We start from the raw sequence: 15,970 nt of genomic DNA on the forward strand, positions 1-15,970 counted from the left end.
GTCGGGCGGGGGGCTGACGCGGACTCTCCGCCTGCGCCGGAGAGGGTGCGGCGCACTCGCGCACACCCCCTCCGGCCGAGGGTCAGTGAGCGGACCGGACGGCGTGTGCCGCCTTGAGGATCAGCTCGCTCACCGCCCGCGGGTCGCTCACCGCGGCGGCGTGGGGCGCGTGGACGGTGACCGTGTGCGCCTTGGCACGGGCGGCCATCCAGCGCTGCGCCTTCGGCGGTATGTTCCGGTCCTCGGTCGCGATGAGGTACCAGTTGGGCAGCTTCTTCCAGGCGGCGGCGGTGGCCCGCTCCTGGAGCGCGGCGACGGCGATCGGCCGCTGTCCGACGGCCATCGTCCGCGCGGTGGTGACGGGCACGCCGGCCGCGAACTGCTGACGGAACAGTTCCTGGCGGATGACGAGTTCGTCGCCCTGGCCGCCGCCGGGCAGCGGGTACTTCCGGGTGACCGTGGCCCGCGCCAGGGTGCTGCCCGGGTACTTGTCGGTCAGCGCCGCGGCGCTCTCCCCGACGTCCGGGACGAAGGCGGCGATGTAGACCAGCGCCTTCACCTGTGCGGCGCCGACGGCGGCCTGGCTGATGACGGACCCTCCGTAGGAGTGTCCGACCAGGACGACCGGTCCTTCGATGGTGTCCAGCACACTGCGCACATAGGCGGCGTCGGCGGCCACCCCGCGGAGCAGGACGGGCGGGGCCACCACGCGGTGCCCCTTGCGCTGGAGTTCCTTGATGACGGGGCCCCAGCTCGACGCGTCCGTGAAGGCGCCGTGGACGAGCACGAGGGTGGGCAGCGGGCTCTTGCCCGGGCCGGCCGCGCCCGCGCCGGTGGCGGCGGGCGTCACCGCGGCCGGCGCGGCGTGGGCGAGACCGGAGGTACCCAGGGCGGCGGCACCGGCCAGCGCCGAGAGGGTGACAGTACGACGTGAGAGCGATGAGTCCATGAGCGGCTTTCTGCGCGGGACGGCCCCCGGCCGCGCGCGCACGACCCCGGACGGGAACGGCCGTGAGCCGTTTCGCCGGAGGCCGTGCGGGCGGCGCGGGGGCCGAGAGGGGAACTACTTGACGGTGGCCTTGATCGCTTCTTCGATGAAGGCGACGACGCGCTTGGGGTGGGCGAGCATCACCAGGTGCGAGGAGTCGACCTCGATGGTGGTCATGCCGGCACGCTCGTAACCGAAGCGCTCGACGTCGGGGTTGATCGTGTGGTCGGAGGAGGAGACCAGGCCGAAGGACGGCTTGGTCTTCCAGGCGGCGGCCGGGGCGGCGTCGGCGAACGCCTGGGCCGCGAGGGGCCGCTGCGAGACGGCGAGGACGGCCGAGACCTCGGGGTCGACGTCCGCGGCGAAGATGGCCGGGAACTTCGCCACGTCCACCGACACGTCGGTGCCGGGGGTGTCCGAACCTTCGAGGGGGAACGGGGTGTAGACGAGCGCGGCGGCGAGGTCGGAGTCGGGGAACCGGCCCTGCAGCTCACCGAGGCTCTCACCCTGTTCCAGGGCGTAACCCGACAGGTACACCAGGGCCTGTACGTTCTCCTCCACGCCGGCGACCGTGATGACGGCACCGCCGTAGGAGTGGCCGACGAGGATCACGGGGCCGTCGATCTGCCGGATCACCGAGGCGATGTACGCCGCGTCCCCGATCAGGCTGCGGTTGGGGACCGCGGGGGCGACGACCTTCAGGCCGCGCTTGAGCAGCTCCGGGATGACGCTGGCGTAGCTGGAGGCGTCGGCGAACGCGCCGTGCACGAGGACGACGGTCGGCGTCTCGGAGTGGGACATGGCGGGGCTCATTTCTGCTGATTGCGGCGGAAAGGGCAGCTTTGTTCAGTGGATACGAGGGCAAATATAGGGTCATTCGGTGGGTATCGCTTGTCTCTCTGTGCCTGGCCTTGGTCTGCGAGCGCACGGGTGCGCGGCGGGTCGGCGGCGCGGCGCTCCGGTGCCGGTTCACGGAGCGCGGAGGAGTGGTGCGCGCACAGGCAACTCGGCCGCCGCCCGGCTCCCTAGGGTGAGTCCCTGCCCCGGCGCCGGTGCCGGGGCGACGTACAGCGATCACCGTTTGCGAGGAGTGCCATGGGCAAGAGGACCGTCGCCGAGCAGTATGTGGACCTCCTGGCCCGGGCCGGCGTGCACCGCGTCTACGGTGTGGTCGGCGACAGCCTGAACCCGGTCGTGGACGCGATCCGACGCCACGACACCATGGACTGGATCCAGGTCCGCCATGAGGAGGTCGCGGCCTTCGCCGCCGGAGCCGAGGCGCAGCTCACCGGGAAACTGGCCGCCTGCGCGGGCTCCTGCGGCCCCGGCAACCTGCACCTGATCAACGGCCTGTTCGACGCGCACCGTTCGATGGCCCCCGTCCTGGCGCTGGCCGCGCAGATACCCAGCGGCGAGATCGGCACCGGCTACTTCCAGGAGACGCACCCGGACCGGCTGTTCCAGGAGTGCAGCCACTACTCGGAACTGCTCTCCTCGCCCCGGCAGATGCCGCGCGTGGTGCAGAGCGCGATCCAGCACGCGGTCGGCCGCCGCGGCGTCTCGGTCGTCGCGCTCTCCGGGGACACCGCGGCCGAGCACGCCCCGGACTCCGGCACCGAACTCGCCATCCCGCTGGAGCGGCCGAAGGTGAGTCCGGGCCCCGGCGAACTCGCCGACTTCGCCCGGATGATCGACGAGGCGGGCACGGTCACCCTCTTCTGCGGCCGCGGCGTCGAGGGCGCCCACGCCGAGGTGATGGCCTTCGCGGAGAAGATCAAGGCCCCGGTCGGCCACGCCCTGCGCGGCAAGGAGCACATCCAGTACGACAACCCCTACGACGTCGGCATGTCCGGTCTGCTGGGCTACGGCGCCGCCTACGAGGCCATGCACGAGTGCGACCTGCTGGTGCTGCTGGGCACGGACTTCCCGTACACCGAGTTCCTGCCGCGGAACGTGAAGACCGTGCAGGTCGACCTCCAGCCCGAACACCTCGGCCGCCGCACCTCGCTGGACCTGGCCGTGTGGGGGGATGTCGGCGAGACCCTGCGGCGCCTGACGCCCGAGGTCCGGGAGAAGACGTCCCGCGCCTTCCTCGACCGCATGCTGCGGCACCACGCGCACGCGCTGGAGGGAGCGGTCGGTGCCTACACGCACGACGTGACGGGGCACAAGCCGATCCACCCGGAGTACGTGGCCTCGGTGCTCGACGAGGAGGCGGCCGACGACGCCGTCTTCACCGTGGACACCGGCATGTGCTGTGTCTGGGCGGCGCGCTACCTGACCCCCAACGGCCGCCGCCGCATCCTCGGTTCCTTCGTCCACGGCTCCATGGCCAACGCGCTCCCGCAGGCCATCGGCGCGCAGTTCCTCGACCGGGGCCGGCAGGTCGTCTCGCTCTCCGGTGACGGCGGCTTCTCCATGCTGATGGGCGACTTCCTCACCCTGGTGCAGTACGGCCTCCCGGTGAAGGTCGTCGTCTTCAACAACTCCTCGCTCGGCATGGTCGACCTGGAGATGATGGTCGACGGGCTGCCCCCGCACGGCACCGGATACCCGCACACCGACTACGCGGCCATCGCCACCGCGGCCGGCGCGCGCGGCATCCGGGTCGAGGAGCCCTCCCAGGTACGGGAAGCGCTGCGGGAGGCGTTCGCCCACGACGGCCCGGTGCTGGTGGACGTCGTCACCGACCCCAACGCCCTGGCCGTCCCGCCGAAGATCAAGGCGGGGCAGATCTCCGGCTTCGCCCTCTCGGCGGGCCGGACCGTCCTGGCCGGCGGAGTGGGCCGGATGGCCGACCTCGCGCGGGCCAACCTGCGCAACATCCCCCGTCCGTGACCGTGCCGCGCCTCACCCGACGACGGCGGCCCGCACACAGAGCACGTCCGGCAGGTGGGAGGCCAACTGCCGCCAGCTCTCGCCGTCGTCGGCCGAGGCGTACACCTCGCCGTTGCGGTTGCCGAAGTACACGCCCGCCGGTCCGTCCGACGCGGTGCCGTCGTCGGTGCACAGCGCGTCCCGCAGCACCGTGCCGTAGTGGTCCTCCTGGGGCAGCCCCGTCGTGAGCGGCTCCCAGGTGCCGCCCGCGTCCGCCGTCCGGAAGACCCGGCAGCGCCGCCCGGCCGGGACCCGGTCGGCGTCGGCGGTGATGGGGAAGAGGTAGGCCGTGTCGCCGCGGTGCGGGTGGGCCGCGACCGCGAACCCGAACGTGGACGGCAGGCCCGCGCCGATGTCCGTCCAGTGCGCGCCCGCGTCGTCGCTGCGGTAGACACCCCAGTGGTTCTGCAGGTAGAGCCGGTCGGGGTCGGCGGCGTCCCGGGCGACCTTGTGCACGCACTGGCCGAACTCCGGGTCCGGGTCGGGCAGGAAGACCGCGGAGACACCGGAGTTGGACAGGGCCCAGCTCTCCCCGCCGTCGGTCGTGCGGAACACACCGGCGGTCGAGACGGCGACGGTCACGGCCAGCGGGTCGCGCGCGTCGGTGAGCACGGTGTGCAGCCCCTCACCGCCGCCGCCCGGCACCCACCGGGAGCGGGTGGGGTGCTCCCACAGCGGCCGGACCAGCGCGAAACTCTCCCCGCGGTCCTCCGAGCGGTACAGCGCGGCCGGTTCCGTGCCCGCGTACACCACGTCGGGTTCGGCGGCGGACGGGTGGAGCTGCCACACCCGCTCCAGGGAGGCGCCGGTCTCCTTGGGGAATTTCACCGCCGGCCGCTCCGGTTCGGTCCAGGTGCGGCCCAGGTCGTCGGAGTGGAAGACCGAGGGGCCCCAGTGCGCGCTGTCCCCGCCGGCCAGCAGCCGCGGCGCGCCGCCCCGGGTGTCCAGGGCGACCGAGTACACGGCCTGCGCGTTGAAGTACGGGCTTTCGTCGAACTCCCAGCGGTCCTCTCGCCGGCGTCCGATGAACAGGCCCTTTCGGGTGCCCACGGCGAGCAGTACCTCGGTCATGCCGATCACCTCCGCGGCGTCCTCGTCGACGCCTTCGTCCCGGACAACCGCCAGTCTGCACCCCGCCACTGACACTCACCCCTGGGACAGGCTTCCCCGCAGGTCAGAACGGCTGTGCCAGCGGCAGTGCCCGCTCCAGGACGGGGTCCAGAGCCACCCCGTCCGGCAGGGTGCCGAAGGAGTGCCCCCAGTCCCCGCCGAGCCGGGTCGCGCAGAAGGCGTCGGCGACCGCGGGCGGGGCGTACCGGACCAGGAGGGACGCCTGGAGAGTGAGGGCCATCAGCTCCACCAGCCGCCGCGCGCCGGCCGGGGACGCCCCGGCCAGCCGGTCCCGCAGCCCGGCCACGGCCGCGTCCAGTCGCGCGTCCGCGCCCCGGGCCAGGGCAAGCTCCCCGAACAGGGCGTCGGCGGTGCCCGGCTCACGGTGCAGCGCCCGCAGCACGTCCAGGGCGTTGACGTTGCCCGAGCCCTCCCAGATCGACAGCAGCGGGGCCTCGCGGTAGTGCCGGGGCATGCCCGACTCCTCCACGTAACCGTTGCCGCCCAGGCACTCCAGTGCCTCCGCAGTGAACGCCGGTCCCCGCTTGGTCACCCAGTACTTGCCCACCGCGGTGGCGATCCGCCGGAACGCCGCCTCACCGGCGTCCCCGCGCACCCCCCGGTCGGCCGCTCCCGCCAGCCGCAGCGTGAGCGTCGTCGCGGCCTCCGACTCCAGCGCCAGATCGGCCAGGACGTTGCGCATCAGCGGCTGCTCGATCAGCCGGGCACCGAAGGCGCTGCGGTGGCGCGCGTGGTGCCCGGCCTCCACCAGCGTCTTGCGCATCAGCGTCGCCGTGGACATCACGCAGTCCAGCCGGGTGCAGTTGACCATCTCGATGATCGTCTTGACGCCGCCGCCCTCGGGCCCGACCAGCCAGGCCACGGTCCGGTCGAACTCCGGCTCGCAGGAGGCGTTGGAGCGGTTGCCGAGCTTGTCCTTCAGCCGCTGGACGCGGAAGGTGTTGCGGGTGCCGTCGGGCAGCACGCGCGGCACCAGGAAGCAGGAGAGCCCGCCGGGGGCCCGCGCGAGCACCAGGAAGACGTCGCACATCGGGGCCGACGTGAACCACTTGTGCCCGCGCAGCGTGTACACACCGGGCTCGGCGGCCGGGGTGGCCGTCGTGGTGTTGGTCCGGACGTCCGAGCCGCCCTGCTTCTCGGTCATCCCCATCCCGGCCAGCAGCCCCCGTTTCCCGGCGGGCGGCCGCAGCCCCGGATCGTACTCCCGGGCGGTGAGCAGCGGCTCGTACACCTCGGCCAGCTCCGGCTGCCGGCGCAGCACGGGGACGGCGGCGTACGTCATCGACGTCGGGCAGCCGTGGCCCGCCTCGGTGTGCCCCCACACCAGTCCGCCGGCCGTCCGGGCGACGTGCGCGCCGGGCCGGTCGTCCGCCCAGGGCGCGCCGGCCAGCCCCTCGGCCACCGCCACCCGCATCAGGTGGTGCCAGCTCGGGTGGTACTCGACCTCGTCGATCCGGTGGCCGTACCGGTCGTGCGTGCGCAGCTCGGGCGCGTGCCGGTTGGCCAGGTCGCCCCACTCCTGCGCCTCGGCCCCGCCCGCCCGCACCCCCAGCCGCCGCAGCCCCTCCTCGGCCCACCCGGCGCCCTCCCGCCGCACGCCCTCCAGCAGGGCGAGGTCCTCGCAGGCGTCGTACGGCGCCAGGGGAGGGGGCTGGTTGGTGACCTCGTGCGTGGCCGTTCCGCCCGCCCGCCCGGCCACGTCCCCGCGGTCCCCGCCGTCCTCGTACCGCTCGTGCCCGGGAGTCGTCATACGACGAGTGTTGCACTGGCTCTACGACCGCAGCAATACCGCAACATGCGGGGGCGCACGTACAGTACGTGCCCATGCGGACCGACGACCCCCTGCCCGGCGGCGAGCCCGCACCGCGCCCGCTGTCCGCGCGGTCCGTCGTGCTCAGCCTGCTGCTCGGCGCGCACCCGCCCGAGCTGCCGGCCGGCGAACTGGTGCGGCTCGTGGCGCGGTTCGACGTCGGCGGTTCCACCCTGCGGGCGGCGCTCAGCCGGATGACGGCCGCCGGCGACCTGCGCCGGGGGGACACCGGTTACCGCCTCAGCGACCGGCTCCTGGAGCGCCGGCGACGCCAGGAGGAGGCGGTACGGCCGCACACCCGCGCCTGGGACGGCGACTGGGAGATGGTCGTGGTCACCGCGACCGGCCGCGACCCCGCCGACCGCGCCGGGCTGCGCGCCCGCCTCACCGCCCTGCGTCTCGCGGAACTGCGCGAGGGCGTCTGGCTGCGCCCCGCCAACCTCCGCCGCCCGCTCCCCGAGGCGCTCGACCGGGTGGCCGAGCGCTGTGCCACCCGGCCCGTCCGCCCGCCGCGCGAGCTGGCCGCGGACCTGTGGCCACTGGACGCCTGGGCCGCGACGGCCCGCGCGCTGCTCGCACGCGTGGCGCACACGCGGCGCCCGGCCGACCGCCTCGCCGCCTTCGCCGCCGTCGTCCGCCACCTGCTCGCCGACCCCGTCCTGCCGCCCGCGCTCCTGGCGGCCGACTGGCCCGGCACAGCCCTGCGGGAGGCGTACACGCGGTACCAGCGGGAGCAGGCGGACCTGGTCCACGGGTCCGGCGCCGGGACCTGACGCGCGCCCGGACCGCTCGGCACGGCCGGCCAGGGCCGCTTACGCCGGGACGGCGGGATGGTCGGCGCGTACCCGGTCGAGCAGGCCGGCCGGGTCGGGATCGGCCTGGAGCGCGGTCAGCAGGAGCAGCCACAGGTCGTGCAGGCGCTGCTCGATGTGCTCCCGGCCGTCCAGGGCGTCGGAGACGGTGTGCAGCCCGAAGAACGCGCAGACCACGCCGTGGGCGGCGGCGGACGGGTCCACGCCCGGTGCCAGCTCGCCGCCCGCGTCCGCCTCCGAGAGCAGTTCGGTGACCACACCGATCCAGTCCACGAACGGGGTGGGCAGCGGCGTGGTGATGGCCTTGCGCTCCATCCACAGCCGCGAGCCGGCCCGTACCACCACGTCGTCGCGGAAGGCGCGGGCCACGGTGAAGCTGAGCGCGACCAGCTTGTGCAGCGCCGGGAGACCGGCCGTCCGGTGCCGCGCGACCATTCTCGGCCAGGAGGCGAAGTGCTCCTCGACGACGGCGAGGGCGAGATTCTCCTTGCTGGCGTAGTGGAAGTAGATCGCGCCGCTGGTGCGCCCCGAGAGTGCGCTGATGTCGCTGATGCTGGTACCGGAGTAACCCCGCTCGTCGAACAGTCGCGCCGCGGTTTCCAGTAGGGCCCTTCGAGTGGTTCGCTCCTGCACGCCTCGCAACTTTCCTCGACCCGACGCCGTCCTACGTGCTGTTCGGCAATGTATCGCCTGAGCCCGGCCGGGACGTCGAGCCGGTGTGCGGAACGCGCGGAGCTGCGTTCTGCTGGGGTGATGAACACTCCGATCGGTGCCGCGGTGGTACGGCCGCGCGTACTGAGCTGGTCGCGCACGGTACCGCGGGAACTGGTGCACCGGGTTTCCGTGGCGGAGGTTCTGCTCACCGACGTGGTGCGCGTCGCCGAGCGACGGTTCGTGGCGGCCGCGTGCTGGCCGCGCTCGCATCCGACGTTCCCGGTCGGCGGTCCGGCCGTGCACGATCCGCTGATGGTGGTGGAGACGCTGCGCCAGCTCGGCATATACATCGCGCTGCGGCACCTGGGTGTCGCGGCGGACACCCGCATGCTCATCGGCGACCTCCACTTCGGCGTCCTGAGCCGGCTGCAGCCCCGGGTCCGCGGCGGCGCCACCGACGTCACCTGCCGGGTACGGATCACCCGCCTGTACACCTCGCCGGACGACGCCGTCACCGGGGTCCGGCTGCGGGCGGAGTACTCGGCCGGGGGAGTGGTGTTCGCCGGCGCGGGGGGAAGCGCGCGGTTCCTCTCGCCCGGCCGCTACGCCGCGGTGCGCGGCCCCTCGGCCGACTCCCCGCCGCCGTGCCCGCGGGCCGGGGCGCTCCGCCCCGACCCGTCGGTGCTGGGCGTCGCCCACCCCCGGGACGTGCTGATCGCGGTCGTCGGCCCGGAGGGCGGGGGCGGCCGGGAGGCGAGGGTGGACCCGGCCGACCACCACCACCCGTTCTTCTTCGACCACGCCAGTGACCACGTGCCGGGGACGGTGCTCCTGGAGGCCGCGCGGCAGGCCACCGCGCTGGTGAGCGGCGGTGAGCTGCTGCGGCTGACCGGTGCCCGGCTGGCGGTGCCGCGGTTCACGGAGTACGCGCCGGCCGCGCGGGTGGTCTGCGTGCCGCACCATCGCACGTCCGTCTTCCGGTTCGAACAGGGCGGGGAATGTGGTGCGTTCGGTGTGTTGCGTTATCACTCACTCGACCGTGTGTAACTCCTTGCATTCCGTTGACTCCTCTGAGTAATGGCCTTAGCGTAACGATCGTTATGTTCCCGAAAGCGGCCTATGGGTTACCGCCGTCCATGGCTGGACGGCACCGCTCGACTCCCCCCGTTTCACCCCCGCCCCTCGGTCGCTCCGCCGGATCCCCGATGCCCGCCTGCACGCCCCGTGCGTGACGCGGCGACCGGACCCGATGCGCGACGGGCGTGGTTCACCCCCGACCGAAAAGGACACTGATGGCGCTTCACCACCTCCTGTTCTGGACCCCCGCGGCCGTAGTCTTCGACTGCGACGGCACGCTCATGAACACCGAATGCCACTGGGTCGAGGCGCGTCAGCGCGTCCTCGACGACGTGGGGCTCGAACTCCCGGCGGACTTCGCCGAACGGGCCAAGGGCCTGCACTACAGCGCGTGCGGCCGGCTCATGGCGGACGAGGCCGGCCGGCCGGAGCTGGGCGCGGACCTCGCCGCCCGACTCCTGCGCCACTTCGGCGCCCTCGTCAGCGACCGCCCGCTGACCATGCCCGGCGCCCGCGAGATGGTGGAGGCCGCGGCCGCGTACGGACCGCTGGCCGTCGCCAGCAACTGCCCCCGTGAGGTGGTCGAGGCCAGCCTGGACACCGCCGGACTGCTGCACCACTTCCGTGCCGTGGTGGTGCCGGACGAGAAGATCCGGCCGAAGCCCGATCCGGACGTCTACCTCGCGGCCGCCGGGCACTGCGGCACCGACCCGGCCGACACACTGGCCGTCGAGGACACCCACTGCGGCATCCTCGCCGCGGTCCGCGCCGGGATGCGGGTGCTCGGCGTCGGTCCGTGGCCCGGCAAGGACACCGCGGGCCTCGCCGACCTGTGGGTGGAGACGCTCGCCGCTCCGCGGACCGGCGGCCGGGCCGCCGAACAGGACCGGGACTGTTCGGCGGCCACGGTGCCGCGCCGCGCCGCGGTTCCTCCTCCCGGCGGTAACGGCACCGCGGCCGTCGCACGCTGAACCGCACCGGTGCGGGATCCGACCCGCACCGGTGCGGGCGACTCAGCCGGACGTGGCGGAGGGTATGTGCGTCAGCAGCGGCGCCACATCGGTGACCACGCCGCCGGCGGAGGCGAACAGCAACCAGACGCCCACCGCACCCGGGTCCGCGACGCCTTCGGCGCGTTCACCGAGGTAGCTGGCCCGTCCCCGGCGCGCGCGCAGCCGGGCCGTGCCGCGCACTCCCTTCCGCGCGGCGCGCGCCGCCTCGGCGAGAGCCGCCTCCCGGCAGGCCGTGTCGGGACAGGCGCGCAGCGCCTCGCACGCCGGCCACAAGGCGTCCACCAGGGTCTTGTCACCCGGCCGCGCCTCACCGACCCGCTGGATGGCGGCCAGCCCGCGGCAGAAGCCGGCCCGCAGCGTGGGCGTGTCGAGAACCGGGCCGACGGCGGCCAGGGCGACCTCCTCCAGCAGCAGCCCGAACAGGGGGCCGCTGGTGCCGCCGACCCCGTCCAGGAACGCGGTGGCGGCACACCGCAGCGGCCCGCCCGCGGCAGCGGACGGTCCGGTGCGCGGCGCCCCGGTGCCGGCCGACGCGTCCAGAGCGGCCACGGCCGCGACCAGACCGGCTCGCAGATTCGTCCCGAAGTCCCCGTCCCCGACCCGCTGGTCCAGCGAGGTGAGCTGGGCCTCGGTGGCCCGCGCCGAGGCACCCCAGCGGCGCATCCAGCCCTCGGTGAAGGCCGCTCCGGTCACCGCGGTGACGGTCGCCTGCGTGTCCTGTTCCAGCATGGTGCCACCTCCTGCCGCTCTCCGATCAGCATGATCCGGCGGTTCAGCGCGGCCAGGCCGGCGTGCGGGCCGGCGCGTCGAACCACTTGACCGTCTCGGTGTCCGCCCGCATCAGCGTCAGCGAGAAACCGTGCATGTCCAGAGCGGTCACGAAATCCCCGACGAGTACCCGTTCCGGCACCAGGACCTCCCGCTCCAGATGACGGACGAGTGCGCCCGCCACGGCGTACAGCTCCAGCCGGGTCGCCGCGCCCAGCCCGTTGACCATGGCGATCAGGGACTCGCCGCGAGCGGCGCCCAGCGCGGCCAGGAGGGACCGTGTCATCTCCGTGACCAGGTCGTCCAGCGGGGTCCGGGGCACCGTCCGGCGGGCCCGCTCGCCGTGGATGCCTACGCCGTACTCCAGTTCACCCGCACGGAGCGCGAACGCGGCCCGGCCCGTGGCCGGGGAGGTGTGGGCGGCCGAGGCGACGGCCAGACTGCGGCTGCGGCCGGCCAGTTCGGTACCGAGGGAGGTCAGTTCCCGTAGTCCCAGCCCGGTGTCGGCGGCGGCCCCGAGCACCTTCTCCACCAGTACGGCGGCCCCCGTGCCCCGGCGGCCGGTGGCCGACTCCGCGGACTCCGACGCGAGGTCGTCGTCGATCAGCACCCGGGCGCAGTCGATGCCCTCGTGGGCCAGCCGCTCGGCGGCGATGCCGAAGTTGATCCGGTCGCCGGTGTAGTTCTTCACCAGGTGGAGCACCCCGTCGGCGCGTGCCACCGCGCGGGACGCCTCGAACACCTGGCGGTTGTGCGGCGAGGCCATCAGGCGGCCCGGGCAGACCGCGTCCAGCATGCCCGTACCGGTGAAACCGATGTGCAGGGGTTCGTGTCCCGACCCACCGCCCGAGACGATGCCCACCCGGCGGTTGGGCGCCGGGTGCCGCGCGCGCAGGAAGCCACCCGCCTCGTCGTGGACGACCAGGTCCGCGTGTACGAAGGCGAAACCTGCCAGGGCGTCGGGCACCAGGCTGTCGGCGGAATTCGCGAAGTACACCATGACTGGCCTCCCGGACCTCGACCGTCTCACCGGGACCGGCCGCGGCGGCACGGCCGGCGGGGCGAGTACGGATCGATCTCGATCAGGCGGACACCACTCCCGGACAATCCACGCGGAGGCTCTCACCCTGCCCTTCTTTACTTCTTCCGGACATCGTGCGGCCGCCGGCGCCGGACGGCAAGTCGGCCGGCGCGTCACCGCGTGGCCGGGCGGCTCGCGGAGCGAGCAGGGGTGGCAGGCGCGGCGGGACGGGTACAGGCCTCAGTTCTTGCCGATCACGACCACTTCGTCACGGCCGGTCCAGCGCCGCCGCTCGGTCTTGGGCGGGTTGACGCGCAGGCCGTAGCCCGGACCCTGCCGCGCTGTGCGGTGGTCCCGGTAGCCGATCGCGCACTCGCCCCGGCGGCGTGCCGCGGCCACCACCGTGGCGAACGGGGTCTCGTGGTCCAGCCGGACGTAGTCGGCGGCCGGCCGCAGGTGGATTCCGTTCCCCTCGGCCTGGAACAGTTCCTCGAACACGCCCGTCAAGTGCCGGTTCTGGGAGATCTGCGCCATCAGCAGGCCGATGATCTTGCCGCTGATGATCACGTCGGCGCCGGGGCTGATCGGTGCCAGTACCCGGTTGCGGTCGTCGGTCAGTTCGGTGACCACGGGCAGTTCGCGTCCGGTGGTCTCCTCCGCCTGCTGGAGCAGCAGCAGGGTGACCAGTGTGTGATTGTCCGGCTCGTCGGCGGGGTCGTCGGGCACGGGGTCCCGGCCGAGCACGATGACACTGTCGTAGGAGCCGATGTCCAGGCGACGCAGGACCTCCGGGCGGGTGACGTCTCCCCGGTGCAGGGTGAAGGCCAGCCCGGTACCGGCCTGCGCGTCGGCGTGATCGACCTGGTGCACGGTCCGTCCGCCGTCCGCCGTCACCACGTCGACGGCCGACCCGGCCAGCACGCAGCGCCGCAACTGGTCGATCATGAGCGGCGCGCGGCGGTTCCAGCCCAGCAGCAGCACCCGTTCCGGCCGGGCGGACGCCGGCCGCTCGGGCGCCATGGCGGCCGGCTCGACCGACTCGGCACAGTCCTCCAGCCGGACGGTGTCGTCGTCGCCGGAGATGACGAGAATCCTGTCGTCCGCCCGGACCGGGGTGTCCGGCGGGGGAGCGAGCAGGAGTGTCTGCCCGCGCATCAGCCCGACGACGCTCGACGTGGCGTAGGACAGCAGCGCCTCGCCGAACGGGCGGCCCGCCAGCGCGGGTTCCGCGACCAGGTAGAACTCGTCGCCGGCGAAGTCGAGCAACTCCCGGTGGACGAGGGAGAGTCCGGGACGGCGGGCCACCTGGACGAGCATCCGGGCGGTGATCGTGTCGCTCTCCAGGACGACGCCACCCGGCCCCGCGGCCAGCGAGGCGGCCAGGTGGAACCGGTCGTCGCGGACCGCGGCGACCACGGAAGGACGGGCCCCCGGGCCGTCCCCCCGCCGGGGCAGCGCGGCCCGCAGAGCCAGCAGCGTCTTGACGACCTCGGCGTCGGCGTCCGGCTCGTCGTGGGGCAGCACCAGGACCGCGCCGGCCGCTCCGGGGTTAGTCAGGGAGAGCACGGCCGGGTCGGTGGTGGGGCCGCTGCGGCAGATCAGCCGGGTACGGCCGACCGGCCCCACCCGGGCGCCGAGCGCCTCCTCCATGGCGGTCTTGTCCCGGTCGGCCAGCACGACCACCACCGCCCGCCGCTGGTTGGCGTTGGCGGCCACCAGCTCACCCACCACCGTGAAGACCTGTTCCGACCAGCCAAGCACCACCGCGTGCCCGCGCTCCAGCACGGTGGACCGGCCTCGCCGCAGGGCGGTGAGCCGTTCGGTGAGCGCGGCCGTGACCAGGCCGACGAGGAGGGAGACGTACAGCAGGGCGATCAGCGCGAGCAGCACCGACATCACCATCCGCAGCGGAGTGCCCGTCACCCCGCCCAGCCGCAGGGTCTCGCCGGTGAGGCGCCAGACCTCCGCCAGCCTGTCCGGCGCGGACGCCGGAACCTCCGGGTCGGTCCACACCAGCACGGCGCTCACCGGCACGACGACGACCAGGCACAACAGGGCCAGCCAGCCGACCAGCGCGGAGGCCCCGCGGGCCAGCGTGCTGTCGAACCAGTAGCGGGTCCGTTCACCGAGCTTCCTGAGCCCGCCGGTCCCGCCGGCCCCACCGCGTGGATCGCGCTGCCGTCCCATCCCGCCCGTCCCTCCGCCCCTCCGTCCCCCCAGTGCCTGGCGGGCCGGGCCGCCCTCATGCCGGTGTGCACGCAGGTGTGCTTCCGGCACCGCCTCCGGGCCCGGAGGCGGACGTACCGGGTCTGCAGTGTGTTTCACCGGCACTCGCGGCGGGCGGAGTCCACCGCGGTTCACCCTTTCGAGAAGTCGCGCGCCTCACTCCCGGCCACCGGGACGCCCGGCCCCGTGTCCGCGTCGCCCGCCGCCGAACCTGTCCGACCGGGCAGGTGGTTGAAGAGGAGGTTCAGCGCGATCGCCGTCAGGCACCCCGCGCTGATGCCGCTGTGCATCACCGTCTGGAACCAGTCCGGGAACTTGTCGTAGACCGTCGGCACGCCCACCGGCAGTACGCCCACGGCCACCGACACGGCCACCACCGTGAGGTTGTGGTTGTCCTTGAAGTCGACCTCGGCCAGGGTGCGCAGGCCGCTCGCCGCGACCGTCCCGAACATCACCAGACCCGCACCGCCCAGTACCGGCGCGGGGACCGCCGCCACCACCGCGCCCAGCTTGGGGAGCAGCCCGAGCAGCACCAGCAGGCCGCCCGCCGCGGCGACCACCCAGCGGCTGCGCACCCGGGTCATGCCGACGAGGCCGACGTTCTGCGCGTACGCCGTGTAGGGGAAGGTGTTGAAGACGCCGCCCAGCACGGTGGAGAGGCCGTCCGCGCGCAGCCCGTCCGCCAACGACCCCGGCTCCGTCCGGCGGCCGGTCAGCTCACCGACCGCGATGAAGTCACCCGTCGTCTCGGTCATGCAGACCAGTGCCACCACCAGCATCGACACGATCGCCGACACCTCGAACGTCGGCGCCCCGAAGTGGAACGGGGTGCTGATCCCGACCCAGTCGGCGTCCGCGACCCCGCCGAAGTCGGTGAATCCGAACGGCACCGCGACCACCAGTCCGGCGACGATGCCGATCAGCACCGCGATCCGGCTGACGAAGGCCGGCCCGAACCGCTGCACGCCGACCACCACCACCAGGACGAAGGCCGCCAGCGCCAGGTTCTTCGGCTCGCCGAAGTCCGCCGCGCCCGAACCGCCGGCGACCCAGTTGCCCGCCACCGGCATCAGCGAGACGCCGATGATCAGGATCACCGTGCCCGTCACCAGCGGCGGGAAGAACCGCAGCAGCCTGCCGAAGACCGGCGCGAGCAGCATGATCGCCAGCCCCGCGACGATCACCGCCCCGTAGATCGCGGGCAGGCCGCCGCCGGTCGTCCCGATGAGCACCATCGGCGACACCGCGGCGAACGTGCAGCCCTGCATGATCGGCAGCCGCACGCCGAAGCGCCAGAAGCCGACGCACTGGATGAGGGTGGCTATGCCGCACACCAGCAGATCGGCGGTGATCAGATACGCCAGGTCCGCGGGCGACAGCTTCATCGCACCGCCCACGATCAGCGGGACGGCCACCGCGCCGGCGTACATCGCGAGCACGTGCTGGAGGCCGAAGGCGGCCAACTGCCGTACGGGTGGCACCTCGTCCACGGGGTGCACGGGGTGCACGGGGTGCACGGGGGAGGTCGAGGCCATGGGCGCTCCTGGGCTGCGGGTGGAAAACATCCGAACAGCCAGTGACCGTAGGAGCCTT

At 73.5% G+C, this 15,970-nt stretch carries 13 protein-coding genes; 4 read left to right on the forward strand and 9 right to left on the reverse strand.

All coding sequences use genetic code 11. The annotated features are described in order from the left end of the window. Window positions 1–82 precede the first annotated feature (82 nt). Window positions 83–949, reverse strand: a complete 867-nt coding sequence (locus tag ABEB00_RS10255) for an alpha/beta fold hydrolase (RefSeq protein WP_345618929.1) — start codon at window positions 947–949, stop codon at window positions 83–85. 114 nt (window positions 950–1,063) lie between these two features. Continuing rightward, on the reverse strand, window positions 1,064–1,789 hold the full coding sequence (locus ABEB00_RS10260) for an alpha/beta fold hydrolase (RefSeq protein ID WP_345618931.1): 726 nt from the start codon (window positions 1,787–1,789) through the stop codon (window positions 1,064–1,066). A gap of 294 nt (window positions 1,790–2,083) precedes the next feature. Between ABEB00_RS10260 and ABEB00_RS10265 the strand changes: the two genes are divergently transcribed. Beyond that, window positions 2,084–3,826 (forward strand): pyruvate dehydrogenase, encoded by a 1,743-nt coding sequence (locus tag ABEB00_RS10265; RefSeq protein WP_345618932.1) that lies wholly within the window; start codon window positions 2,084–2,086, stop codon window positions 3,824–3,826. 12 nt (window positions 3,827–3,838) lie between these two features. Here the strand turns inward: ABEB00_RS10265 and ABEB00_RS10270 are convergent, their stop codons facing one another. Both ABEB00_RS10270 and ABEB00_RS10275 read right to left on the reverse strand, forming a co-directional pair. Then, entirely contained in the window at window positions 3,839–5,005 is a 1,167-nt protein-coding gene (locus ABEB00_RS10270; protein WP_345618933.1) for a WD40/YVTN/BNR-like repeat-containing protein, read from the reverse strand. A 34-nt stretch (window positions 5,006–5,039) separates the two neighbouring features. Further along, window positions 5,040–6,746: an acyl-CoA dehydrogenase family protein gene (locus ABEB00_RS10275; RefSeq protein ID WP_345618934.1), complete on the reverse strand. Its 1,707-nt coding sequence runs from the start codon at window positions 6,744–6,746 to the stop codon at window positions 5,040–5,042. A gap of 74 nt (window positions 6,747–6,820) precedes the next feature. Here ABEB00_RS10275 and ABEB00_RS10280 point away from each other — a divergent pair, with 74 nt between their 5' ends. Then, window positions 6,821–7,579: a PaaX family transcriptional regulator C-terminal domain-containing protein gene (locus ABEB00_RS10280; RefSeq protein WP_345618935.1), complete on the forward strand. Its 759-nt coding sequence runs from the start codon at window positions 6,821–6,823 to the stop codon at window positions 7,577–7,579. A gap of 39 nt (window positions 7,580–7,618) precedes the next feature. Here ABEB00_RS10280 and ABEB00_RS10285 read toward each other — a convergent pair whose 3' ends face one another. Then, the gene (locus tag ABEB00_RS10285; RefSeq protein ID WP_345618936.1) at window positions 7,619–8,251 is read right to left on the reverse strand and encodes a ScbR family autoregulator-binding transcription factor; all 633 of its coding nucleotides are present in this window, start codon (window positions 8,249–8,251) and stop codon (window positions 7,619–7,621) included. A 120-nt stretch (window positions 8,252–8,371) separates the two neighbouring features. Here ABEB00_RS10285 and ABEB00_RS10290 point away from each other — a divergent pair, with 120 nt between their 5' ends. Both ABEB00_RS10290 and ABEB00_RS10295 read left to right on the forward strand, forming a co-directional pair. After that, a complete protein-coding gene (locus ABEB00_RS10290) occupies window positions 8,372–9,319 on the forward strand; it encodes a ScbA/BarX family gamma-butyrolactone biosynthesis protein (RefSeq protein ID WP_345618937.1) in 948 nt (315 codons plus the stop codon). 245 nt (window positions 9,320–9,564) lie between these two features. Beyond that, window positions 9,565–10,320 (forward strand): HAD family hydrolase, encoded by a 756-nt coding sequence (locus tag ABEB00_RS10295; protein WP_345618938.1) that lies wholly within the window; start codon window positions 9,565–9,567, stop codon window positions 10,318–10,320. A gap of 42 nt (window positions 10,321–10,362) precedes the next feature. On the opposite strand, the gene ABEB00_RS10300 is transcribed toward ABEB00_RS10295, so the two are convergent. From ABEB00_RS10300 to ABEB00_RS10315, 4 genes are all read right to left on the reverse strand, one after another. After that, the gene (locus ABEB00_RS10300) at window positions 10,363–11,091 is read right to left on the reverse strand and encodes a DAK2 domain-containing protein (RefSeq protein WP_345618939.1); all 729 of its coding nucleotides are present in this window, start codon (window positions 11,089–11,091) and stop codon (window positions 10,363–10,365) included. Window positions 11,092–11,134: 43 nt separating this feature from the next. Then, the gene (locus tag ABEB00_RS10305; RefSeq protein WP_345618941.1) at window positions 11,135–12,130 is read right to left on the reverse strand and encodes a dihydroxyacetone kinase subunit DhaK; all 996 of its coding nucleotides are present in this window, start codon (window positions 12,128–12,130) and stop codon (window positions 11,135–11,137) included. A gap of 261 nt (window positions 12,131–12,391) precedes the next feature. After that, the gene (locus ABEB00_RS10310; protein ID WP_345618942.1) at window positions 12,392–14,338 is read right to left on the reverse strand and encodes a CASTOR/POLLUX-related putative ion channel; all 1,947 of its coding nucleotides are present in this window, start codon (window positions 14,336–14,338) and stop codon (window positions 12,392–12,394) included. 170 nt (window positions 14,339–14,508) lie between these two features. Next, window positions 14,509–15,912 (reverse strand): nucleobase:cation symporter-2 family protein, encoded by a 1,404-nt coding sequence (locus ABEB00_RS10315; protein ID WP_345618943.1) that lies wholly within the window; start codon window positions 15,910–15,912, stop codon window positions 14,509–14,511. Window positions 15,913–15,970: the final 58 nt, after the last annotated feature.

It is taken from the genome of Streptomyces ziwulingensis (genome assembly GCF_039542605.1).
GTDB lineage: Bacteria > Actinomycetota > Actinomycetes > Streptomycetales > Streptomycetaceae > Streptomyces > Streptomyces ziwulingensis.

Coding starts and splice junctions, on each gene's coding strand:
- ABEB00_RS10255 (WP_345618929.1), bottom strand. CDS start 949: ATGGACTCATCGCTCTCACGTCGTACTGTCACCCTCTCGGCGCTGGCC.
- ABEB00_RS10315 (WP_345618943.1), bottom strand. CDS start 15,912: ATGGCCTCGACCTCCCCCGTGCACCCCGTGCACCCCGTGCACCCCGTG.
- ABEB00_RS10280 (WP_345618935.1), top strand. CDS start 6,821: ATGCGGACCGACGACCCCCTGCCCGGCGGCGAGCCCGCACCGCGCCCG.
- ABEB00_RS10265 (WP_345618932.1), top strand. CDS start 2,084: ATGGGCAAGAGGACCGTCGCCGAGCAGTATGTGGACCTCCTGGCCCGG.
- ABEB00_RS10310 (WP_345618942.1), bottom strand. CDS start 14,338: ATGGGACGGCAGCGCGATCCACGCGGTGGGGCCGGCGGGACCGGCGGG.
- ABEB00_RS10300 (WP_345618939.1), bottom strand. CDS start 11,091: ATGCTGGAACAGGACACGCAGGCGACCGTCACCGCGGTGACCGGAGCG.
- ABEB00_RS10275 (WP_345618934.1), bottom strand. CDS start 6,746: ATGACGACTCCCGGGCACGAGCGGTACGAGGACGGCGGGGACCGCGGG.
- ABEB00_RS10290 (WP_345618937.1), top strand. CDS start 8,372: ATGAACACTCCGATCGGTGCCGCGGTGGTACGGCCGCGCGTACTGAGC.
- ABEB00_RS10260 (WP_345618931.1), bottom strand. CDS start 1,789: ATGTCCCACTCCGAGACGCCGACCGTCGTCCTCGTGCACGGCGCGTTC.
- ABEB00_RS10295 (WP_345618938.1), top strand. CDS start 9,565: ATGGCGCTTCACCACCTCCTGTTCTGGACCCCCGCGGCCGTAGTCTTC.
- ABEB00_RS10305 (WP_345618941.1), bottom strand. CDS start 12,130: ATGGTGTACTTCGCGAATTCCGCCGACAGCCTGGTGCCCGACGCCCTG.